This window comes from Streptomyces sp. NPDC059443 (assembly GCF_042750105.1).
Taxonomy (GTDB): domain Bacteria; phylum Actinomycetota; class Actinomycetes; order Streptomycetales; family Streptomycetaceae; genus Streptomyces.
The window spans coordinates 181,168-202,862 of sequence record NZ_JBHYVM010000002.1 but is presented as its reverse complement, the minus strand read 5'-3'; the positions used below and the strand labels follow the sequence as shown (position 1 = coordinate 202,862).

At 69.2% G+C, this 21,695-nt stretch carries 22 protein-coding genes and 1 pseudogene; 7 read left to right on the top strand and 16 right to left on the bottom strand.

What is annotated here, in order from left to right; all coding sequences use genetic code 11:
* Nucleotides 1–5 precede the first annotated feature (5 nt).
* Nucleotides 6–578 (bottom strand): hypothetical protein, encoded by a 573-nt coding sequence (locus tag ACFXDJ_RS02580; RefSeq protein WP_384649198.1) that lies wholly within the window; start codon nt 576–578, stop codon nt 6–8.
* A 437-nt stretch (nt 579–1,015) separates the two neighbouring features.
* Here ACFXDJ_RS02580 and ACFXDJ_RS02575 point away from each other — a divergent pair, with 437 nt between their 5' ends.
* Complete coding sequence (locus tag ACFXDJ_RS02575) at nt 1,016–2,125, top strand: hypothetical protein (protein WP_384649200.1); 1,110 nt, start codon at nt 1,016–1,018, stop codon at nt 2,123–2,125.
* A 422-nt stretch (nt 2,126–2,547) separates the two neighbouring features.
* Here the strand turns inward: ACFXDJ_RS02575 and ACFXDJ_RS02570 are convergent, their stop codons facing one another.
* The 3 genes from ACFXDJ_RS02570 to ACFXDJ_RS02560 all read right to left on the bottom strand — a co-directional run bounded on the left by ACFXDJ_RS02570 (nt 2,548) and on the right by ACFXDJ_RS02560 (nt 5,325).
* Nucleotides 2,548–2,820 (bottom strand): hypothetical protein, encoded by a 273-nt coding sequence (locus ACFXDJ_RS02570; protein WP_384649202.1) that lies wholly within the window; start codon nt 2,818–2,820, stop codon nt 2,548–2,550.
* 104 nt (nt 2,821–2,924) lie between these two features.
* Nucleotides 2,925–3,182 (bottom strand): hypothetical protein, encoded by a 258-nt coding sequence (locus tag ACFXDJ_RS02565; protein WP_384649204.1) that lies wholly within the window; start codon nt 3,180–3,182, stop codon nt 2,925–2,927.
* A gap of 430 nt (nt 3,183–3,612) precedes the next feature.
* Nucleotides 3,613–5,325 carry a serine/threonine-protein kinase gene (locus ACFXDJ_RS02560; protein WP_384649205.1) on the bottom strand — a complete coding sequence of 571 codons (1,713 nt, stop codon included), beginning with the start codon at nt 5,323–5,325 and terminating at the stop codon, nt 3,613–3,615.
* 147 nt (nt 5,326–5,472) lie between these two features.
* Between ACFXDJ_RS02560 and ACFXDJ_RS02555 the strand changes: the two genes are divergently transcribed.
* Nucleotides 5,473–5,868 (top strand): hypothetical protein, encoded by a 396-nt coding sequence (locus ACFXDJ_RS02555; RefSeq protein WP_384649207.1) that lies wholly within the window; start codon nt 5,473–5,475, stop codon nt 5,866–5,868.
* A gap of 237 nt (nt 5,869–6,105) precedes the next feature.
* Here the strand turns inward: ACFXDJ_RS02555 and ACFXDJ_RS02550 are convergent, their stop codons facing one another.
* From ACFXDJ_RS02550 to ACFXDJ_RS02535, 4 genes are all read right to left on the bottom strand, one after another.
* A complete protein-coding gene (locus ACFXDJ_RS02550; RefSeq protein WP_384649209.1) occupies nt 6,106–7,377 on the bottom strand; it encodes a hypothetical protein in 1,272 nt (423 codons plus the stop codon).
* 296 nt (nt 7,378–7,673) lie between these two features.
* Nucleotides 7,674–8,642: a tyrosine recombinase XerC gene (xerC, locus tag ACFXDJ_RS02545; protein ID WP_384649211.1), complete on the bottom strand. Its 969-nt coding sequence runs from the start codon at nt 8,640–8,642 to the stop codon at nt 7,674–7,676.
* Nucleotides 8,643–8,880: 238 nt separating this feature from the next.
* On the bottom strand, nt 8,881–9,042 hold the full coding sequence (locus tag ACFXDJ_RS02540; protein WP_384649213.1) for a hypothetical protein: 162 nt from the start codon (nt 9,040–9,042) through the stop codon (nt 8,881–8,883).
* A 41-nt stretch (nt 9,043–9,083) separates the two neighbouring features.
* Nucleotides 9,084–9,935: a class I SAM-dependent methyltransferase gene (locus ACFXDJ_RS02535; RefSeq protein WP_384649215.1), complete on the bottom strand. Its 852-nt coding sequence runs from the start codon at nt 9,933–9,935 to the stop codon at nt 9,084–9,086.
* Nucleotides 9,936–10,007: 72 nt separating this feature from the next.
* On the opposite strand from ACFXDJ_RS02535, the gene ACFXDJ_RS02530 reads away from it, so the two are divergent.
* Nucleotides 10,008–10,649, top strand: a complete 642-nt coding sequence (locus tag ACFXDJ_RS02530; RefSeq protein ID WP_384649217.1) for a helix-turn-helix transcriptional regulator — start codon at nt 10,008–10,010, stop codon at nt 10,647–10,649.
* Between the two features lie 232 nt (nt 10,650–10,881).
* On the opposite strand, the gene ACFXDJ_RS02525 is transcribed toward ACFXDJ_RS02530, so the two are convergent.
* Entirely contained in the window at nt 10,882–11,868 is a 987-nt protein-coding gene (locus ACFXDJ_RS02525) for an alkylmercury lyase family protein (RefSeq protein WP_384847530.1), read from the bottom strand.
* A gap of 88 nt (nt 11,869–11,956) precedes the next feature.
* Here ACFXDJ_RS02525 and ACFXDJ_RS02520 point away from each other — a divergent pair, with 88 nt between their 5' ends.
* Nucleotides 11,957–12,361, top strand: a complete 405-nt coding sequence (locus ACFXDJ_RS02520) for a heavy metal-responsive transcriptional regulator (RefSeq protein ID WP_384649222.1) — start codon at nt 11,957–11,959, stop codon at nt 12,359–12,361.
* Nucleotides 12,362–12,381: 20 nt separating this feature from the next.
* Nucleotides 12,382–12,630, top strand: a complete 249-nt coding sequence (locus ACFXDJ_RS02515; protein ID WP_384649224.1) for a hypothetical protein — start codon at nt 12,382–12,384, stop codon at nt 12,628–12,630.
* Nucleotides 12,631–12,808: 178 nt separating this feature from the next.
* On the opposite strand, the gene ACFXDJ_RS02510 is transcribed toward ACFXDJ_RS02515, so the two are convergent.
* The 5 genes from ACFXDJ_RS02510 to ACFXDJ_RS02490 form a co-directional block, all read right to left on the bottom strand.
* Nucleotides 12,809–13,555 carry an SDR family NAD(P)-dependent oxidoreductase gene (locus ACFXDJ_RS02510; protein WP_384649226.1) on the bottom strand — a complete coding sequence of 249 codons (747 nt, stop codon included), beginning with the start codon at nt 13,553–13,555 and terminating at the stop codon, nt 12,809–12,811.
* The gene (locus ACFXDJ_RS02505) at nt 13,552–15,048 is read right to left on the bottom strand and encodes an MFS transporter (RefSeq protein WP_384649228.1); all 1,497 of its coding nucleotides are present in this window, start codon (nt 15,046–15,048) and stop codon (nt 13,552–13,554) included. The genes ACFXDJ_RS02510 and ACFXDJ_RS02505 overlap by 4 nt, the downstream gene beginning before the upstream one ends.
* A gap of 86 nt (nt 15,049–15,134) precedes the next feature.
* The gene (locus tag ACFXDJ_RS02500; protein ID WP_384649230.1) at nt 15,135–15,419 is read right to left on the bottom strand and encodes a hypothetical protein; all 285 of its coding nucleotides are present in this window, start codon (nt 15,417–15,419) and stop codon (nt 15,135–15,137) included.
* Entirely contained in the window at nt 15,419–16,447 is a 1,029-nt protein-coding gene (locus ACFXDJ_RS02495; protein ID WP_384649232.1) for an RNA polymerase subunit sigma-70, read from the bottom strand. Before ACFXDJ_RS02495 ends, ACFXDJ_RS02500 begins: the two co-directional genes overlap by 1 nt.
* A 74-nt stretch (nt 16,448–16,521) precedes the next feature.
* The gene (locus ACFXDJ_RS02490; protein ID WP_384649234.1) at nt 16,522–16,914 is read right to left on the bottom strand and encodes a GyrI-like domain-containing protein; all 393 of its coding nucleotides are present in this window, start codon (nt 16,912–16,914) and stop codon (nt 16,522–16,524) included.
* Nucleotides 16,915–17,080: 166 nt separating this feature from the next.
* Here ACFXDJ_RS02490 and ACFXDJ_RS02485 point away from each other — a divergent pair.
* A pseudogene (locus ACFXDJ_RS02485) lies at nt 17,081–18,753 on the top strand (RHS repeat-associated core domain-containing protein); the annotation flags it as partial.
* A gap of 360 nt (nt 18,754–19,113) precedes the next feature.
* The gene (locus ACFXDJ_RS02480; RefSeq protein WP_384649298.1) at nt 19,114–19,704 is read left to right on the top strand and encodes a hypothetical protein; all 591 of its coding nucleotides are present in this window, start codon (nt 19,114–19,116) and stop codon (nt 19,702–19,704) included.
* Nucleotides 19,705–19,798: 94 nt separating this feature from the next.
* Here ACFXDJ_RS02480 and ACFXDJ_RS02475 read toward each other — a convergent pair whose 3' ends face one another.
* Nucleotides 19,799–20,572 (bottom strand): glycosyltransferase family 2 protein, encoded by a 774-nt coding sequence (locus tag ACFXDJ_RS02475; protein ID WP_384649294.1) that lies wholly within the window; start codon nt 20,570–20,572, stop codon nt 19,799–19,801.
* Nucleotides 20,573–21,022: 450 nt separating this feature from the next.
* Nucleotides 21,023–21,676, bottom strand: a complete 654-nt coding sequence (locus ACFXDJ_RS02470) for a DUF1326 domain-containing protein (RefSeq protein ID WP_384649236.1) — start codon at nt 21,674–21,676, stop codon at nt 21,023–21,025.
* Nucleotides 21,677–21,695: the final 19 nt, after the last annotated feature.

Below are 21,695 nucleotides of genomic sequence, written 5' to 3'. Positions count from 1 at the left end.
TCGACCTATACATCACGCGCAGCAGCCCGCAGAGCAGCCACGGCCCGCGCTAGGGCGATTCCTGCAGAAGTGACCGCCTCCATACAGGCAATCACCTCGGCCGATTCGTCGACCTCGCTATCGCGCCCCTCGATCGCAGCCAGGTCTGACTGCGGCACTCCCGCCGGGACGAGCGGCGCCACTCCTGCAAGGGCGGCCAACAGGTGATCGGCGTCTGCCCACGGGACCGTGACGTGCACGAAACCGGAGTCAGGGAGTGGGTAGACGCCGTGTCCACCGCCGTACTTGCTGTGCTCGCCGTGACAGGTCAGGTCGATGCCGACCCGCTCGGCGAGAAGCCGGATCCCCCGGACTGCTCCGTCGACCCAGGCGTTTCGTACCGCGTGGGGTGTACGACCATAGCGGTCGACGACCCCTTCGTATGGCGGGGCAGGAACCTCGACGAGTACTCCTCCATCGCACTCGGCGAGAAACGTCTCCGCGTCCGGAGCGCCCCCTTCCCTGAGAACCGTTCGGAGGCCTCGTGTGAGACTCTGTTTCTCGTCCTTCGTGTACGTGGACCATTCGCGCACGCGCATGCCGACTCCCCCCTCGGCGGCCGGGCCATCCGGCCGGGACGGCGACTCTATTCCGCCGCTCTGACACGTCTGCCGAGCGGGCGTGCCGGGAGTTCGTTGAGCGGGCCGGGGCCGTCCGCGGCGCCAGGGTGCGCGCACCGGCGGGACGCTCCGGGGCTCTCCCCGACGGACGCTCGAAGCGGGGAACTCCGCACACGAGCCGGGTATCTGATGTGGCGTCGGGCAGCGCACAGCCCCGCCGAACGCGTAGTGAAGCGAGGGCTGCGTACGGCCTGGAGTGATGGAACGGGCCGGCGGGTGCTGAAAACGTGATGTGCGCCGGCTTGGACTGCTGGCACGATGCTCTGAAGCGGCTGCCCGGCTCTCTCGGACAACCCCGGTCCGGGACATGCCGCAGAACGCGACATCCGACACCCCACTGGGAGCACGGGCCACCTATGACGACGCGCCTGTCCGGAAACGACTTTGCCCTGCGGCTGATCGTGCAGGACGGCATGTTCCTGCGGCGCTTCTTGCAGCGAGTCATCGCCAGACCGGAACTGGCCATCCTCCCGATCTTCTGTCTGTACAACTACATGTGCCTGATTCTCCACGAGTCCCACCGGGCGCTGGGCCGTATCGCACCCGATCTTGCGACCTCACTTGCCTACGACCACGCGGAGACGATCGCGCGGGCCCGGCACTCGGTCAAGCTCTACGATGACAAGGCCAAGCAACCGGCGGAGGTGAGTGCCGAATTCCGGCGCATTATCGAGCAGCATCGCCAAGAGTTCCTCAACAACACGTGGTTGCCGCTGGCGCGGCCGCTGGAGACAGACCTGGGCCTGTGGCGCTTCCGAGGGAGGCTCGTCTCGACCTCCCACACGGCGAGTTTCTTCCTCGGCTTCCCGCCCGAACGTTTCGACGCCGAGGTACTGGGCGCACGACTCCGGGCGATCGCTGTTGAAGTGGGACGCTATGTGAGGGCCATATCCGACGGACTGCCGTGGGAAGGGCCTTCCTGTCTCGACACGGTGCGCAAGGCAGACTTGAGGATGCAAGACGTGCGGGCCAAGAGGCATTACCGAGGAAGTTTCGACCCCTCTCTGCCTGAGGAGGTCAAAGCATCTTTGACGGCCATGACCTGCGCGCTGAACACCCTCGATGTCCTTCTGTCCGAGGAGGCCGAGCACTCTGCGATCAGCCTCTGGAAGCTGCGCTACATCACGCTCCACCATGTGTTCTCCAGCCTCACCAAGCTCGACGAGCAGTACGGAGCTAGCCTGCGAACGCCCGACCGCTCCGTGCTGAGGGAGATCCTCGATGCCCCCATGACCGGTCTGATCCTGCAGGCTCACAGCGGCTTCCGGAACACCCTGGTCCACTATGTGCCCCCGCGGAACGTGCACGAGCAACTGTTCCTCCACCAACCGTTCTACGGGTTGCTGGACGCCTACTTCCCCGACGCGGACGCCCGCCTTCTGTATGAGGGTCTCGCTGGCCATACCAGTCACGTCGCTGGCATTCTGGATGCCTGGTCCCGATCGCGCATCCCCTCGACGGTATGAGGCACCCTCTCGATCAGACAGGACCTAGGGGTGGGCTTCAAAGCCCCGCTGCGGTGCCGTCCGTGGCGCATCACCCAGATCCTGTCTGGTGCACGTCTGGCTCGACCGCTGTCTGCCCTCCCTCGGCGGCCAACGGTAGCCCCTGAGGCGTCTTGACCCCTCGAAGCCTTCAGCGCGGTTGGCGGGTTGGTCACCAGTGTGCAGCGCGCGTTGACCTCGACGTCCCAGCAGTCGGAGACCTGACAGGGGTTGTGTTAGCGACCAGCTGGCGACGTACCAAAGGGGCCACGCCTGCGCCGGCCTACCGCCACGGTGCCTGGGCGTGCTGGGCCTGTCGTTGTGCGGAGGCAGCGTCTGTGCGGGCCATGTCCAGGAGGTGTGGGAGGCGCCCGGCTGCGTTGGTGTTCCACCAACAGTGGGCGTCAGGGGAAAACGCGGCCTTGGGGGACGTTGTCGATGGCTTTTTGGTAGACGGCTGGTGAGTCGTGCCAGGCGGTGCCGGCGATGACGTCGAGGGAGCGGCGCGAGAGGCCGTCGAGGAGGGTGAAGAGCCGGTGGAGGGCGGTCAGGCGGTGTGGGCTGCGACCGGCCTGGCGGACACCGCCCTGGTATTGGACCCAGAGGAGGTACTGGGCGGGCCAGGGCAGATCGATCGCTTCGCGCCCGTCGTAGGCCACAACCACCGGATCGGTCATGGAAGCAGCGATGCCGGTGACCAATCCTCGACCGGTGTCGTGCAGTCGATCGGTTAGCCTCACCACCCACGGCTCATCTCGAAGATCACGCTTGAGCGCACGCTCTAGTACGTCGTGGGCACGGGTCCACCGGGCTGCGAGGGGTGAGAGTCGGTCGCGCTGGTCGGCAAGGGGCGGCCGGTGTCCCCGGCGGTCTCGATGGGGAGGGCTGGTCCGTCGTCGGCGACGCGCACGCCGCCGTCGGGCGTGAGGACTACGTCGACGGAGCCGGCGCGGCCAACCAGGACCTCGTTCACTGCCCGGCCGGCGACCTCGTACACCAGCTGGTGCAGGCCGCGTTCGCCGGTCGAGCCGACGTACATCCCAGGCCGCTTCCGAATGGCTTCCCACTCCTCCAGCACCTGGATGTGGGTGGCGTCCTACTTGATGGCTTCCTCACTCACGAAGCCCCCTCCGATGGTGTCCAGCAGAGATCCCCAGCCTAGGTGGATTCCCAGAAAACACTAGGTCAGGGCCGGTTTGTCAAGGGCGCGATCGGGCGGGTGAGTGCTTGCCCAGAGCTGGTCGGCCCGGGCACTGCGAACCACGGCCAGAGTGAGGCCGCAGGCCCACCGAGGCCTCGTATGACCCCATTCCCGGCTCCGCCGAGGTCCCCGATTCGGGTGCATCGCACGCCTGGCCGGAAATCCGCCTCCGCCCGCTTCACCAGAGAACCGACGCCTCTCCCGTCAAGGCGTCCGGGGCACAGACCCAGTGCCTCAGTGAACACCTGCCTGGTATCCGGTGGTTGCGCTATTGGTAGGCGGCCTTGATGGGAGTGCTGACGGTGGTGTTTGCCTGGTCCGCCCGGTAGGCGGCGGTCCAGAGGGGGCGGTCTTGGTCCGGGTCGCCGTACACGCTTCCGCCACCGTCACAGAAGTAGTTGAGGCGGTGGTCGGCGAGCGTGGCGGTGGCGCCGGCGGCGAACGTGCACGTCTTCCCGTTGGAGAGCTCGATGATCAAGGGGGTCGGGACGGGTCCGCCGGGAATGTGGAAGTTGTTGCCTGGGAGCGGTTGGGAGAGAGTCAGGCGCAGCATGTGGTTCGGGTCGGCTTCCATGCAGAGGAGCACCGCGTGTTCTGGGCCCGCACCTGGGGCGAAGCACGGGTCGAGGATGTTGCTGTCGGCGCTGCAGCGCCAGGCGTCTGTGCGTTGCGTCTTGTTGGAGCTGCTCCAGCACGACCCGGCCAGGTCGTCCGTGATCACGAGCCCCGTGGCGGGGGAGCTGCCGCCGACGGTCCATGGAGCGATGGTGTGGACTTCGGTCCGGGTCAGCTGTTGGACGGAGACGGTCGGTGTGAGGCTCGGCTTGGCCGAGGTCGGTTCGGGTGCCGCCGTGCTGTTGGACGCTTGTGGGGATGGCGGCCGTTCGTCGTCCCGCGCCTGAGGGGTTGATGCGGTGGAGGCTGCCACCGGCTTCGTCGGTGAGGCGTCGGGCGGGAGGAGGCTGAGGAGCGCAGCGCCGAGAGCGCCGACGGCTGCCGCACCGACGACGAATGCCCCGCGGCGAAACCAGATTCCGCGCCTCGTTGGCGGACGCCGGGCAGCTGTGTGCCAGGCGGGGTCTTCGACGGTTGGTATGCGCCATTGCGTGGCGATCAGGTCGTGGACCGCCGAAGGCTGCTCCGGGGTGGCGGGGAGGATCTGCGTTGCCGCACTGCCGAGCAGGTCAGACGTGACATCTGCGATGTCCTCGGCGGTCGGGCGCTGGCCCGGGTCCTTGGCCAGACATGACGCGATCACTTCCCGGAGTTCCTGCGACACGCCTTCGAGGTCGGGTTCCTCGCGCAGCACTCGGTACGCAACCACGTCCGGTGCCCCCGTCCCGAACACAGGGCGGCCGGTGGCGGCGTAGGCGACGAGCGCGCCCCAAGCAAACACATCCCCCAGGCCGTCTGTTGTGCCGTCCCGGTACTGTTCGGGACTGATCCAGCCAGGAGTGCCGGTCGTGACGCCCGTGCGCGTGACCGCAGTCCCGTCCATCACGTGGGCGATTCCGAAGTCGAGCACGCGCGGGCCGTGCGGTGAAAGGATCACGTTGGCCGGCTTGAGGTCGCGGTGAATGACCCGGGCGGCGTGGACGGCGGCCAGCGCGGCCGACGTACCGGCCGCGAACAGACGCAGCTGGACCTCGGACAGCGGACCGTACGCAGCGAGGTGCTCGTGCAGGGTGGGGCCCGCCACGTACTCGGTGACCAGCCAGGGAACTCCGGCCGTCGGGTCGGCGTCGACGAAGGGCACCAGGCACGGCCCTGAGACTCGGCGGAGCACGCCGACCTCGCGGTGGAATCTGGCACGGAATTGCGGATCAGCGGCGAACTGAGCGTGCACCATCTTGAGTGCGACCCTGCGGGCCTGGCCGTCCAACGCCGCGTACACCGTGCCCATGCCACCCGAGCCAAGACGGCCGATGAGCCTGTACGAGGCGATCTGCAGTGGGTCGCCGGGGAGGAGCGGGCTGATCACGGAGCTCAAGGTAGATCCCCAACGATTGATCACGGAGGCGGTCGCGCGGTACTTCCGAACGGTAGCGGGCAACTCAATCCTCCTCGCAACTTCGGTGCCGGTTCCGATGGCATTGGGCATACTGAGGCGGAACGATGGGGGGCTTCGGTGTACGGACGCAGCGATGAGGAATGGGACGAGCTGGCCGAAGTCGGCCTGGAGTTCTTGATCGATCGAGCCAGGTTGAACAGGCCGACGTCGTACACGGAGCTCAACGCGACGCTCGTTCGGCGTGTTGGCGGGTCGGGATTCGACTTCTCCCGGGCTGACGAGCGAGCTGCGATGGGTCACCTGCTGGGGCTAATCGTCGAGCGCAACCGCCCAGAATCCGGACTGATGATCTCCGCTCTGGTCCATTACCTCAACGCTAACGACGCCGGCCCGGGCTTCTATGGACTCGCCCAGGAACTAGGAATGTTGCCGATGAAGGCATCACCCAACATGAAGATGGAATTCTGGATCGGTCAGCTCAACCAGCTGCACCTGATGTACACCCACCCTTGACCACTTTGCTGTTGGGCTGCCCAGGCTGAGGGCCGCCGATTTCGGTGCGGCGGCCCTCAGATCCACAGCGATGAGCCGAGGGCTTCGATGAGATGCGGGAGGCGGCTCGCCATCGCTGGTCCGTCCAGCGAGGTGCAGATCTGCTTGGTCTGGCGCGTGCAATCTGATCACAGAGCTCAAAGTCGATCCTCAACGGCCGAACATGGCGGGATGTCGTGGCCGACCGTATCGAGCAGGTCAATCCTGCTCTGAGGCTTGGTGCCGGTCCGTTTGTCCGGTCGGGTCTGGACGCCATTGCGCGAGCAGTTGCTCAGCAGGCAGGGCGCAGCCATTTCCACCCAGGTGTTGGACCGGCATGGTGGGGGAGGAGCCTGCGATCAGCTGCTCAGCGATGAGGTGGGGGACGAGTAGCGCCGCGGTGCCAGCCTGGCGGTGGAAGGTGATCTGGTAGGTGGCGATCACCGATGCCTCCCATAGGGTGAGTGGGTCCTGGTTGGGTTCGTCGGGGTGCGTTCGGGTGATGGCCGGCACTCTGATGCCGACGAGGTGCCACGGTGTGTCGGTGGGGACGCTCACTTGAGTGCGGGCTTGGGCGATCCACTCCGCCGTGACGCGCTGGAAGGCTTCCAGAGCCTCGGGCAACCCCTTGCGTCGCCGGCCGAAGGCATCTCGTACGACGGATGAGACCGCGAAGTCGTGGTCCTCCAGGCGGCGCCAGGACCAAGTTGCGCAGTGGCTCCACTTGAACCATGCGCGATGGAAGGTGTGGCCTGCTTCTGTACCCAGTCCGGCGAAGCCCGGACTCGGGGTGTACTCCGGCCTGGGTAGGACCCGTACCGCCGCGGCCTCCAGAAGGGAGGTGGGCTGGAGCAGGGCTGCGAAGGCGCATCGTTCGCCGTCGAGGAGAGCGGAGAGGCGGCCCTGCAGGTCGGCGGCCCAGGGAGCGAGGAAGGGGAACTGGGCGACAGCCTCATTGCTCCGGACAAGGTAGGTGTGTAGCCGCCGCCAATGCTCATGACGACGGGCCCGGATTCGGCGGGCGCGGTCGTACCGCTCCCACTCCTCGTCGTTGGACCCTTCCTCCTCGTCCTCCCCATCGTCATTGCCTGCCCTTGCGATCGGCGGGTACTCACCAGCCGCCAGGGCAGCCGCGGCGTCCTGCTCCTCCTCGAGGTCCTCTTCCGAACGGTCTTCCCGGTCGAGCCACACCGTGAGGGAATCGACATCGATGACGGCAGCGCCGAGTGGGAGGATGGGGCTGTCAGTCGGCAGGGCCCAGCCGCACTGCGTGCAGAGCCGTCCTACCGCGTCGCCGAAAGGAAGGACGATGTCTTCCACATTGGACGTGGCGCGCAGTGTCCTGCACTCCGGCGTGCCGTGGAGTTTGCCCTTGCCTGACGCAGAGGTGTGACAACTGAGGGGGATCTTTTCCGTCGGTCCCAGGGGGACCTCCTCGGTGAACGTCCTACCGAGGGGAACGATGCGGACTTCTTCGCGTGCGGACGGCATGTACGCAGGCTATCGACCGCCACTGACCATCGGGTTGAGTTGCGGCTTCTGCCCACCCTTGGCTGCCTCGGAGGGGTCTGCCGCGAGTGCTCCTCCGAGGCGCCCCTGGGGACCAGTTGGGGACCACACGGTGTGCGCGATAGCACATGATAGGTCTCTCCACGCACAACTTGCGCCTGGATTAAGTCTGTTATGTGCAGAAAATTCGGGTGAACCGCACTGCTGGGGGTCAAGGGGTCGCAGGTTCAAATCCTGTCGTCCCGACCATGCGGAAACGCAGGTCGGAGGCCGTCTTCTCAGAAATGGGAGGGCGGCCTTTCGTGCGTCTTGAGCCATGGTGGTCGCAGCCACGCCGTACGGCCCGTTTGGTGGCTGGCCTTCTCGGCTCCGGTGAGCGTGTGGTCGATGGTGTCGACGGCTTCGACGGAGAGCTGGCGAAGCCGGTCGAGAACGTGGTGTGGTCCGAGCGGTCTGCCGTCGGGTCGGCAGAAGACGAGTCCGGCGAACGGGTCGTCAGGATCGCTGTGTGTGGCGGGCGTTGTTTGTGCACGGTGCCGGAGGGCGGTGGCGACGCGGGGTGAGATGGCGACCCAGCCGCAGCTGGATCGGGTCTTCGGCGTGGTGATGACGAGGTGGTTGTTGTCGATGGCTGAGAGGGTGCAGCGGACGTAGAGGACGCCTTCCGTCAGGTGGACGTCGTCCCAGTGGAGGCCCGGGGCTTCCCCCTTGCGTAGGCCGGTGCCGATGAGGAACTCGAACAGGTCGGCCATCTCGGGGTCGGCCTGGTGGCAGTACAGGAGGAAGCAGGCGGCTTCCTCCGCCGTCCAGATCCTCCGTTCCGGCGACGGTGGTCGCCGTAGGACTGGGGGACTGGCGGGGTTGCGTGGGAGGCGGTGTTGCCGGGCCGCGTCGCCGAGGGCGCTGGAGAGGGTGGCCAGGCACCGGTAGAGGGTGGTCTTGCCGCGGCCGGCGGCGAGCTGGCAGGTGACGTAGGCCGAGATGTGCCGGTGGGCGAGGTGGTCGAGCTTGAGGGTGCCGAACGCGGGGATGAGGTCGTTGCGGACGTAGTCGCGGTACCGGGCCATCGTGGTCGGCTTCAGCACGAGGGCCTTTGCCGCCAGCCATGAGCCGAGGTAGTCGGCGACGGTCTGGTCGGGGTCCGCGTCGAACCCGCCGGCCTCCCCTTCGAGGAACTGGTGGAGCGCAGTCTCAGCGGCATCGTGGTCGACGAAGCCGCCCCGGCGGATCGTCGTCCGCCGGGTCATCGTGCGGGGTCACCGCGCCGCACGCGAGCGGTGCGAGACCGTCTCCGCCCAAGGGAGGCCTTCGGACCACTGGCTGTCGGTCAAGACGCACCAGGTCCTAGCGGTGTCCTGAAAGGCAGCTTCTGACGCTCGTCAAGGCGAATCGGTCTGAACGGTGTCAGTCGTGTCGGGTGAGCTTGACGGCGGAGACGAGGAGGATCACGGCCAGCAGGGGGATGAGGACGATGTCTGGGAGCACTCACAGCAGCGGGCCGCCCAGTACCGTCTTCGGCTCGTGGGTAGCCCGGCCGCGCCCGGGGGAGCGATGGGCGCGGTGGTCGTTCACCGCGGGCTGCTCGAAGGCGCCTTGGCCATCGATCCAGCTCGGACCGGCTTCGCGGGTGACGCCGTACAGGCTCATGGTCGTTCCCTTCTCCCTCCCGTTCTCCACCTGCCGGGTTGTCACGGATGGGTCGCGCGGATGATCCAGGTCGCCGAGGCGAAGAGAACGCCGCTGTCGGTGGCGTGGGCGGCGAGGGTGGTTCTCAGGTCGTCGACGGCGCGCCGCCGGCCTTCGTCGTCGAGCCCGTCGAGCCTCCAGCCGTGCAGGCCGAGCACGAACCGCTCCGCGGCGTCCGTGTTTTCGCCGAACCACATGGACTCGCCGTGGGGTTCCAGCTGGACGTCCGTGAAGCCGGCGGCGCCGAGGACGGTCCGGACCCGCGCCGGGTCCGCGAGTGCGAACGGTCCGGGGCCGTCGGACGGGGGCATGGGCAACGGGCGTCCGGCGGCCAGGGCCCGGGCGAAGGAGAGGAGCCACTCATTGCCCGCCAGTGGTTGCCAGACCAGCTGGACGAGGCGTCCGCCGGGGCGCAGGGCCCCGCAAATGTTGCGGAACGCTGCGACCGGGTCGGCGAAGAACATCGTCCCGGTGCGGCTGACGGCCACGTCGAACGCCGCGGCGGGGAACGGGTGGACCTGTGCGTCCGCCTGCACGAAGTCGACGTTGCCCAGTCCCTCGTCTGCCGCTCGCTGCCGGGCGACCTGCAGCATCGCGGCAGACAGGTCCACGCCCACGGCCCTGCCGCGGCTAGCCCGCCGCGCGACGTCCCGAGTGGTCTCGCCGGCGCCACAGCCAATGTCCAGCACGTGGTCGGCGGCGGAAACGTCGGCCGCGGCAAGGAGGTGCGTGCGGTAGGCGCGTAGCGCGCGGTCGAACCGATCGGCGTGCTCCGCCCAGTACGCGCCTTCCTGCCCGTCCCAGGCGCGGGCCTGCTCGGCGTTGGAGGGATCGACCCGAACAGTGCTGACCATGTCCACCACCGCCTATACTCATAAAATAGTCCCAAAGGGATTATTTACCGGATTACACCCCGAGGGTGGGTGATGTCAATGGACCCGGCGCTCACCACCACGTCCTACGCGATCCTCGGCCTGCTCTCGGTCCGGCCGTGGAGCACGTACGAGCTCGCACAGCAGATGGACCGCAGCCTGGGCCGCTTCTGGCCCCGCGCCCAGAGCAAGCTGTACGAAGAGCCGAAGAAGCTCGTCCGCCACGGCCTGGCCGAGGCGACGAAGGAGTCGGTCGGGCGTCGGCCGCGCACCGTCTACACCATCACCGCCGAGGGCCGGCGTGCGCTGGCCGAGTGGCTGCCCCGACCGAGCGCCGGTCCGGTACTGGAGTCCGAACAGCTCCTGAAGGTCTTTTTTGCCGACTCCGGCACCCGAGCCGACGCCCTGGCCACCCTCGACGGCGCCCGGGCCTGGGCCGAGGAACGCAACCAGGGCAACGTGGCGGCGGCGCATGCCTATCTCGCCGGTCAGGCCCCGTTCCAGGACCGGGCCGCCCAGACCGTACTCGTCGGCCGCTTCCTCACCGAGTACTACCGGCTCGTCGCCACCTGGGCCGAGTGGGCCACCACCGTCGTCCAGCAGTGGCCGGACAATCCCGCGGACGCGGCCGCCGACCCTGCGGAGATCGCCGGAGCCCTTCGGCGAGCGAGCTGGAGCGACGCGGGCGACGGGTGACTCAACGCCTGTGCGTGTGATGCGCTGGGATGCGCTCGGCCTTGCCCTGGTTCCTTGGGGCGGCCTTCTTCTCCTGGTAGGCCGTCGTGAGGCGGTCGACGGCCTTCTCCTGGGTGGAGAAACCGGCCTCCTCGGTCTGCTTACCGGCCGCACTGCGGCGTTCACGAGAATGGAAGGGGACTCACGGGCTCGTCACCTCAGTGCCCTTGTGTCGGCGCGTGCGACGTGGCCTTCAGGGGGCGAGGAGGGGGCCGAAGGTCTGTCGGCCGATGTGCTCGGCGGTCGGCTGGTCGACCACCTGGCCGGGGACGTCGGGGTGCTGGCTCGTCCAGGCGTGGGCGTTCGCGGTGTCGGTGAAGAAGTTGAGCGCGTCGCAGCAGGCGGAGGCGGCGGGCCCGCCGCCAGGGCGCTGGCCGACGAAGACCACGGCGCTCGCCGGTTCCCACTGACTTGTGCCGGTGGTCGAGGTGACGGTGACGGGTTCGCCGCTGACCGGGTCGGTGGAGGAGATCACCGCGTCCTGGCCGAGCATGGCGGGGATGCCCAGGGCGTCGATGGCGCACATCGACCAGACCTCAACTCCGTTTTCGAGTCGGACCCTGTGCCGGGTGGGGGCCGCGGAGAAGGGGTAGGCGGCGCGGATGTTCCCGGTCTCGTCCAGGGTGAGGAAGTCCTCGTCGGCCAGCTCGGCAAGCACTTCCGTGGAGCTCCTCCCGGCCCCGGCCGCCACAGGCTGAAGCGTCTGCGCGTCGGGAGCGGCTCCCGTGGCGGCGAAGTGGCGCAGGATCTGCTGGTGCACCGCGCGCAGGCCGTTCTCGGCAGGCGCGCGACGCCCGAGGCCGGCCCGGCCGACCACGTCCAGCGCATCCGAGGCCTGCGGGGTACAGCAGTCCGAAGCCCCCGCATCACCGACCTGCGAGGTCGCCCCGGCAAGGGCTTGCCGAAGGGCGCGCTCATTCGGCACGCCCGACACGGTGCCGTCCGCGTCCCTGTACAGGCGACACGAAAGGCTCGGCACCGCCCCGGGCGGCGCGAACGGGTCGGTGCCGTCGATGAGCACCGTCGGCGACCCGTACATGCCCCACCGGGCGGCTTCCGCCTCATCAGCCACCTCCACCAGGTCCACCTGAGCCGGTCTTCCATCCAGTGCGGCGCTCACCCGCTCCAGCGCGGGCCGCGCGTTCGGGCAATCCGCCACCGTCAGCACCGTGATCCGCATGCGCCCTGTCCTCCCAGACCATCGTCGACCTTCCGCACCCACGCTAGACCTTCCAGTGCACTGGAAGGTCAAGGGCTAGCCTGGAGACATGCGCATCGGCGACCTCGCCGCCCACACCGGGCTGACGACCAAGACCATCCGCTTCTACGAGGACAGCGGCCTGCTCCCCGCACCACCACGCACCCCGGGCGGATACCGCGACTACCCCGACCACACGAGGACCCGGCTCACGTTCATCCGCGACGCCCAGCACGCCGGCCTCACCCTCGCCGAGATCCGCTCGATCCTCGCCCTGCGCGACGACGGCCACGCCCCCTGCACCCACGTCACCGGCCTCATCCACGAGCACCTGGACGACATCGACCGGCGCATGGCCGAGCTCGCCGCCACCCGCGAAGCACTCCGCGACCTCGCGGCCCGCGCCGCGGCCACCGACCCCGCCACCTGCAGCACGGACGACATCTGCACGATCCTCAAGCCCTCACGTCCATAGGCCGCTGCCCGAACTATCTCGTGGCGGGCTTTTCCGAGCTCGTCGCGCTTGCCCTGCCCGACGGGCTGGTGCGCACCGAGCTGCTGAGAGGGCAGGACGGCCGTTGGCGCATCCAGACGTTGTGGCGGGACCACGCGGCGCTGGACGTCGTGCGAGCGACCCCCGGGGGCGCGCCGGCGCCCAAACTCTTCCGCGAGGTCGGAGCCGATCCGGCACTCGCGCTGTTCGACGTCGAGGTCCGGCGCACCGCGCCGGTCGAACCGGCCTGATCCCGTTCTCATCGAGGGGCTCGTCATCCCGGCGTTACGGCACAGCGGGTTCGCCAAGGGAGTCAGCCGGCGGAGACCTCCACCAGTTCGACGCCGACGGCGCAATCGTCGACCACGACCAGGCGCGCGCCGCGGTGAACGCCGCCCGGCCGTGAGCCTCCCGCCCCCGCTCTCCGCGTCAGGGGAGCTTCTGCAGCCCCGCGCCAGTCAGCAGGTAGGCCGGGGCGATGCTGGCGGCGTCCGAGCCGACCAGCTCGACCACGGCGGCGCCCGCGACCTCCGGGGTGACGAGCGGGCCCAGCTGCGCGATGTACTCGTCCTCGGTCATGCCGTAGCGCTCCGCGTACGCGCGCACCGCCGGCCGTCCGAGGTCGGTCATCGGAGTGATCCGGGGCAGCACCGCCGTGAAGGTGATGTCGAGGCCGGCTCGCTGCGCCTCCTCCTGCGCGTACCCCGTGATGAACCGCTGGGTGGCCTTGGCCCCGGCGTACCCGCCGCTGAGCGGCGACCCGGCCACCGCCGCGCCGCTGCTGATCACGACCACCCGGCTGCCGGGGCGCAAGGGCCTCAGCAGCGCCTCGCTCAGCCAGTGGAAGGCGATCCGCACGTCGGTCTCCCAGTTGACGGAGAAGGTCTCCCAGGTGTGCTGCTGGAGCGGGCGCGACTGCGGGGCCGCGCCGGCCACCAGCACGAGCGTGTCCGGCTGGTAGCGGCCGATGATGTCGCCGGCCACCGTGGGGTCGGTGGCGTCGGCCGCTTCCGGCCGGACCTGCTCGACGCCCTCGGCCAGTTCGGCGAGCGCCTCCCCGCTGCGGGCGACGGCGACCACGGTGGCACCTGCCCCGGCGAGCGCGGTCGCGATCCCGCGGCCCAGGCCGCGGCTCGCCCCGACGACTACGGCGGTCCTGTCCGACAGCTCACTCATGATGTCCTCCTGGTCGATGTGTTGAACTCCGGCAGTCGGCCCGCCGCAGCCTTGACGGCCAACGCGTCGGCCGGGCTGACCGGCTCGGGCTGCGCCTGCGCCCGGCGCGGGATGAGAAGGCCGACCGGGACGGCCAGCGCGGCGATCACCGTGCACACCCAGAACGCCGCCCGGAACCCGTCGGTGAGCGCCGCCGCGGCCGATTGGCCCGTCGCGGCCAGCGTCGCCGTGCGGCTCGCGGCGACCGTCGACGCGATGGCGACGCCGATCGCCCCGCCGAGCTGCTGAGTGGTGTTGAGCATGCCCGAAGCGAGCCCGGCGTCCCGCTCGGCGACCCCGGTCAGACCGGCGATCGAGATCGGGATGAAGGTGAACGCGGTCCCGGCGCCGGCCACGAAGAACGGCCCGGCGAGGTCGGCCCAGAAGCTCCCGTGCACCCCTGCTGCGGTCGCCCAGGCCGTCCCGCCGGCGATCAGGGCCATGCCCACGGTCATCACCGGGCCCGCCCCGATGCGCGTCACCAGCACCTGCGACGGCCCGGCGAGCGCCACCGAGGTCAGCGAGGCCGCCAGCCACGCCGTCCCGGCCATCAGCGCCGAGTAGTGCAGAACCTGCTGCATGTAGAGCGTCCCGACGAAGATGAACGCGAAGAAGCCGCCACCGAGCAGCAGCCCGACCGCGTTCGCCCCGGCGACCGGCCGCGACCGCAGCAGCCGCAGCGGGAGCAGCGGCACCCGGGCCCGCGCCTCGACCAGGACGAAGGAGGCCAGCAGCACCCCGGAGGCGACGAGCAAGCCGATCGTCCTCGGGGTCGCCCAGCCGTCCTGCGGCGCGGTCGAGATGGCGTACACGAGCAGCAGCAGGCCGCCGGTCACGGTCAGCGCGCCGAGCGGGTCATAGCTGCGGCGGTCGGTCTGCAGCCGGCTCTCCGGAACGAGCCGGGGGGCCAGCGCCAGCGCCGCCAGGCCGACCGGGACGTTCAGGAAGAAGATGTACTCCCAGCCGGCGTACCGGGTGAGCAGGCCGCCGGTGAGCAGCCCGACGGTGGCGCCGCCGGCCCCCAGGCCGCCCCAGAGGCCGAGCGCCTTGTTACGCTCCGCCCCTTCCGGGAACATTGTCATCACGATCGACAGCGCGGCCGGCAGGACGATCGCCGCGCCGGTGCCCTGCACGCCCCGCATGACGATCAGGAACGTGTCGCTGCGGGCCAGGCCGCAGCCCAGCGAGGCGCCGGTGAAGACGGCCAGCCCGAGCAGGAAGATCCGGCGGCGGCCGAGCAGGTCGGCGGACCGGCCGCCGAGCAGCAGCAGGCCGCCGAAGGCCAGGCCGTAGGCGGTCACCACCCACTGCAGGCTCGATTCGGAGAAGCGCAGGTCGCGCCCGATGGTCGGGAGCGCGACGTTGACGATGGTCAGGTCGACGATCGTCATGAAGAAGGCAACGGCGAGCACGGCGAAGGCCCGCCAGCGGTGGATGGGCGTCGTGGTGTTCATGGGGATCCTCAGTCCCGGAAACATGGTCACTTGTGTGACGCGGCGGCGGTCAGTCATTCATCGCTCCCTGGCCGGCCCGGCCAGGATCAGGCTCGCGACAGGGCGCTGAGGACGAGCGGCCCGTCACCGGGATTGCGCAGGCATCGCGGTGTCAGCCCGGCGAACTCCAGCACCGCCCCCTGCTGGAAGCCCGCCGACGCGCCGCTGCGGCACTCGATCTCCAGCTCGCCGATCTCGACCACGACGAGCGCGTCGTCCCAGTCGGCGGACCGGAACGGCATTTCCTCCCCGGGTTCCAGGACCCTCGTGCGCAGCCGGAAGCCCACCGGGCAGCGTGTGCCGAGCAAGGAGAGCTGCTCCTCGCCGTCCATCACCCGGCCTCCACGCTGCCATCGGCCTTGCGGTGCAGCGCCGTGGGCAGCGCGAAGGAGGCGAACACCTGCGGCTGGAGGAAGGTCGAGATCTCGGCGACCGCGCCGTCCTGGACCCGGAGCACCCCGATCCCGAACCGCTCGTGCAGCGGCTTCCCGGGCGCGCGCCGGTACATCGCGAAGGCGGGCTGGCGGTTCGCCGCCGTGGGCAGCAGCAGCCAGTCCGTACCCAGCTCGTCGAACACGTGGTCGCGCAGGAAGACCGCGATGTCGTCCCGTCCGGCGAACCACGTCGGCCGCGGCGGCATCACGAACCGGGCGTCCGCGCGCAGCAGCCCGACCAGCGCGGCGGTGTCGGCCTGCTCCCAGGCCGCGATCAGCTGCCCCAGCAGTGCCCTCTCGTCGGCGTTGGGGGCGGAGGTCCAGGCGGCGCGGTCCGGTGGCAGGTGCTCGGCGAGCGTCGCGTGCGCGCGCTGCAACGCGCTGTTCACCGCTGCCTGGCTCATCTCCATGCTGGCCGCAGTGGACTTGGCCGACCAGTCGAGCACGTCGCGCAGGATGAGCACCGCGCGCTGACGGGCCGGCAGCTGCTGGATGGCAGCGAGGAAGGCCAGCTCGATCGTCTCCTTGGCGGTGACGACCGCTTCCGGCTCCGTGTCCGGCGACGCCGGCGCATCCAGCAACCGGTCGGGGTAGGGCTGGAGCCAGGGCACGTCCAGGGGCGGCGCCGGCTCGTTGCGCGGGTCGGCCGGCGCGGACACGGCCGTCGACCAGACCCGCGCCCTGCGCCGCCGCAGCGCGTCCAGACACGCATGGGTCGCGATCCCGTACAGCCAGGCCCGGAAGGGGGCGCGCCCTGCGTAGCTGTCCAGCCGGGCCCAGGCCCGCAGGTACGTCTCCTGCACGGCGTCCTCGGCGTCCTCGACCGAGCCGAGCATCCGGTAGCAGTGCACCTGCAGCTCATGACGGTACGGCTCGGCAAGCCGAGCGAAAGCGCCCTGGTCACCGGCGCGCGCGGCATCCACCATCGATCCGTCCATATAGGTATGACGCACGGGAGGGCCAAAACTCATCGGTGGCGTCCACCTGGGCGGACCCCTGGCTAGCCATGGGAGCGGAAGATGGGCCAGCCGACCTCGGTGACCAGGTCGTCCTCGCCGGCCACGTCGAGGGGGCTACGCAGGTAGAACTCGCGCAGGGGGCCCTCGATCTCGTGGCGTGCGGCGTAGGTGCCCAGGTCATCGTAGGTGAGGTTGACGGTGTTCAGGGGTCCGAGGTGGACGGCGACCGCGAGTTTCGCGCCGGGCACGACCACCGCGCCGATCCGGCCGACCGGCCGCACGTCCCCGTCGACGGGGACGAACACGAGCGCCTCACCACGCTCGTCCTGGAGCAGCTCGCCCGCGAACAGACCGCCCATCGGGCCGGTGCGGCGCAGTCCCCGGGCCGCGACGAAGCCGTGCAGCTCGCCGAGGGCGCCCTGCAACCAGCTCACGCCGGTGCTCCCCGACCTCGGACAGCGCTGGCCCCTCACACGAGACCCTGACGGCGGCTACACGGTCACGGATCCGGAGTCCGGCCGCGTCCGCCATTTCTCCGCGGACGGGCGCATCATCCAGCTCGACGACCGCAACGGCGCCTGGATCGCCTTCACCTCACTGACGGACCCGTCCGGAGCCACGACCCGTTTCGGCTACGACGGCCGAGGCCACCTTGCCTCGGTGACGGACGCCCTCGGCCACACGACCACAGTCCGCTGCGATCCGGCGGGCCGGCTCGTCTCGGTCACTGACCCCGGGGCCGGGACGACGGCCTATCCCGCGACTCCTTCGGCCGTCCCAGCACGATCACCGACCCTTCGGGCCGTACGACCCAGCTGGCCTGGAGCGTCGAGGGCCGTCTCCTGCGTCGGGTCGGCGTCGACGGGAGCTGCGAATCGTGGACGTACGACGGCGAGGGGAACTGACTGACCCACACGGACGCGGCGGGCGGGGTGACGGCCTTCGAGTACGGCGACTTCGACCTCCTCACCGCCCGCACGGCGCCGAACGGAGCACGGTACTCCTTCACCCACGACGCTGAACTCCGCCTGGTCGCGGTCACCAACCCCGAGGGCCTGAGCTGGCGCTACGCGTACGACGCGACGGGCCGACTGGCAGTGGAGACGGACTTCGACGCGCGCACCCTCACGTACGGGTACGACGCGACGGGCTCACTCGTCCGGTACGACCGCCTACGCGTACGACGCCTGCGACCGCCCGTCGTCCGTGTCCTCCCCCGATTCCACCATCACCTGGGAACGCGACGGGGCCGGCACCGTCGTCTCGGAGACAGTCGACGGCCGCACGCTCGCCTTTACCTACGACGCCCTCGGCCGCCGCGCCACCCGTACCACCCCGACCGGCTCCGGCTCCCACTGGACGTACGACGAGGCCGGCCACCGCACCGCGCTGACCACCGCAGGCCGCACGCTCACCTTCGAACGCGACGCAGCGGGCCGGGAACTGACCCGCACCGTGGGACCGGGTCTCTCCCTCACCCATGAGTACGACCTCTCCGGCCGGCTCACCACCCAGACGGTCATCGGCCAGGACGGGCGCACCCTCCAGCGCCGCGGCTACGCTTACCGGGCCGACGGCTGTCTCACCAGCATCGACGACTCTCTGACGGGCCCCCGCACCTTCACCCTCGACACCGCGGCCCGCGTCACCGCCGTCGATGCCGCTCGCTGGTCAGAGCGCTACGCCTACGACGAGGCGGGCAACCAGACCCACGCCACCTGGCCGGAGCGCCACCCGGGCACGGAATCCCAGGGCGGACGCACCTACTCAGGCACCCGCATCACCCGCGCGGGCGCCCTCCGATACGAGCACGACGCCCTGGGCCGGGTCACCCTGCGGCAGAAGACCAGGCTCTCCCGCAAACCGGAGACCTCCTCACCTGGACCCACAAGGGGCTCCACCCCCTCACCCAGACCGAGCACATCGACGACGAGACGGTCGACGACCGCTTCTTCGCGATCGTCACGGACCTGGTCGGCACCCCGACCGAGCTCTTGGACGAGGACGGCAGCACAGCCTGGCGCACCCGCAGCACCCTCTGGGGCACCACCACCTGGAACCGCGACGCGACGGCCTACACCCCGCTCCGCTTCCCGGGCCAGTACTACGACCCGGAGTCCGGCCTCCACCACAACCTTTTCCGCACCTACGACCCCGAAACGGCCCGCTACCTCACCCCGGACCCCCTCGGCCTGTCCCCGGCCCCCAACCCGGCGGCCTACGTCCACAACCCCCACACTCGGTCCGACCACATGGGCCTGGCCCCGGACGAGCGCCCGGAGCGTGCCCGTTCGACTTCTGGGAGCCGCACCCGGACCACGCGCCGAAGCAGAGCCTTGTCGACGCGATGCGGTCGGCGCCCCGGGGTGAGTACATCGACTGCACCGAAATATCGACCTTCATCATGCAGCGGGCGGAGGGCGAAGGGGAGATCTTCCACTACATCACCCCATCGGGGAACATCAAAACTCCTGAGGCCGGGGCCAACGGAACGGCGAGGCCGACCTCGGAGAGTTGAGAAGACTGCACAGGGAGACGGAGTGGCGATGAAGGGCGACGGAGACCGGCCATCGCGCCTCCATCGGGCCAGGAACGCCCTCGAACGATTCGCTCCGGTGGTCTGGATGAAGTCCATGAGCGAAACGAACAACACCACCGGGCTGATCCAGCTTCCCTCGCTCGGCTGGCGTTTCAGCGAACCTCATCCCGAACTGCAGGAGATGTTCCACTCCGTGGCACGCGAGGCACCACGGAACATCGGCTGGTCCTTCACGGAAAAGAAGAACTCCCTGCTTGTGCCGTCGCGGCTGATCACCGAAGGCGGACCCGATGGGGACTGGAACGACCTCAGAAGCGAGATCAGTCAGAATGATCAGGCATTCTGCGTTGCCGCCTCGGAAGACATCGAGCTGATCATCGACGCGATCGCAGCCCAACCGGCACCGCCGGCTGCCGCGCGAATCTCCGTGTTCCAGATCGTGAAGAGTTCCGCGGACGAGCTGGTGTGCGTTGCGGAGGCACTCACCGGCGAGCCGGAGGTGGGGATGACGTTCCGGGCCGTCGGTACACCCGGTGTCGAGGTGCGGCTGACCGCTCTGAGTTGGTATCCACCCCGACCTGAGACCAGACGGCACTGCCCCCTCGGCAAGGTCACCCTCGTGGGCGAGGGAGCTGGACTGATCGGCCGCAAGGAGCTCCTCGTCAGCTTCCCCGGAGCCGACTGACGACGGGGCGCCGTCGGCTCCGCGCCCGCCCTCTCGTCCGCCCTGACTCTCTCGGTTGTTCCTGCGGGCGTGGGCCGAGGACCCGTGCACGGGTCTAGATGCGGGAGTTGCGCAGCGACTGCCACGCAGCGCCGGCCAGCGCCCGCGTCGCCCGCGGGACCGAAAGATGTTCGTGCTCGCGGTACAGGGCCCAGTTGTATTGCACGAGCGACAGCTTGTTGGAGGACAGTGATCCTGCCTGGTGGGCTCTGTACACCGCAAGCGGCTCAGTCAGGCCCCGGGCGTCAGCGCCGTCCCTCATGATCGACAGCCAGAGGGCGTAGTCCTGGCGCTTACGCATCACCGGCATCAGCCGCGTGCCCAGGACCTTGCGGTCGTACATGGCGGTGAGAGCGCCGATGTGGTCTTGGACCAGCATCGCGCGGTAGTCGACATGCTCCCGCGCGCGGACCACCCGACCGTTCGGGGCCCAGTCGGTGCTCTCGCCGTCGTAGTCGGCGTCCATCTTGAAGTACGAGGTGAACGTCAAAGGGGCACTGGCCTCCGCAGCGAAGGCGAGCTGCTTCTCGGTCTTCTCCGGGAGCCACATGTCGTCGCTGTCGAGAAAGGCGATGTAGTCCCCGCGGGCCCGCTCGATCGCGAGGTTGCGGGCCCGGCCCGCACCGCCCTGTTCGGGTGCCGACTCCGGCAGGACGCGCTCGTCCTGCTCGGCGAACTCGCGGAGCAGGTCCATGGAGCCATCGGAGGACTGGTCGTCGGTGACCAGCAGCTCCAAGTCGCTGTGGGTCTGCGTGAGCACCGATCGGACGGCTGCGCCGAGGGTGGCTGCCGAGTTGTACACAGGCATCACAACAGACACCAGGGGCACAGCGCTTCTCCTTGCCAGACCTGCAACGACGGTCCATTCAAGCACCGCAATCGAGCAGGAGCTGCCATGGAGACAGTTGTCGCCGGTCAGGGCTACGTGCGGCTTCCACTGGTCGTACGCGCCGCAGAGATGGGTCAGCAGGCTGACGGCGGCGATGGCCGCCATCCACCTCCGCCTCTGGGCGAGCGGCTACCAGGACCTGGCCACCCTGGGGCCGCGTCACGGACTCCGCAGCCGCCCGCTCTAGGAGGTTGAGCGGACTCACCATGGCGGAGCAGAGTCCGTTCGTTGGGGACCAGTTGGGGACCACACGGTATGCGCGAAACGCAGGTCGGAGGCCGTTCTCTCATCCGTGAGAGGGCGTCCTTTCGTGCGTCTGGGGCCGGTCTGGGTGACGCGCCAGAAGCGGCGCGGTAGTTCGCCTTCCTCGAAGCCGTGGAATGGCCGGGCTCAACCGGGGCCCGACCAGTCGAAGGTGATGTGCTTGCTGGACTGGCCTTCCCGGCTCCAGTGGAAGCCGAAGGCGTCGGCGCGGTCCGCCGTGGAGCGGCCCCAGGTCGCGACCTGGCCCGGCCCGGTCTCGGAGCCCGGCAGGTTGGTCGACTGGACGCGCGCGCCCTCGGGGGTCGTCGGCCCGGTGAGTGCCTCCGCACTCGACTCGACACGGCCGGGGATCGTGGCCCGCCAGCCGCCGAGGTCCTCGTCGACCTCGATCTGGATGGGGGCGAAGTCCATGCCCCGCATTTCGGCGTCCATCATGCTCACCATTTCGGCGGGCCAGCTGCCGGCCTGGCCTCCGAAGATCATCTGGAGGGCTGTGCGCTGCGCGTCGTCCGCTCGTTCATCGAGGAAGACCGCCGCGTACGAGTCGGTGTGCTCGGCCCAAATGTTGCCGACGAAGGAGCCGAGCATCAGCACGTTGAGACCGTCCAGCTTCACCTCACCGTAGTTGCCCTCGCGTATGTGCCAGGCCAGGACACCATCGCATTCGCCGTAGGTGGGCGACTGAGCGAAGGAACAGGGGCAGGGCACATTGCACCTGCACGTATCGAACCAGTCACCGGCCGCGTGCCATCTCGGGACAGTCGCTGTCGTTTCAGTCATCTCGTCGCCTCCTGATGGC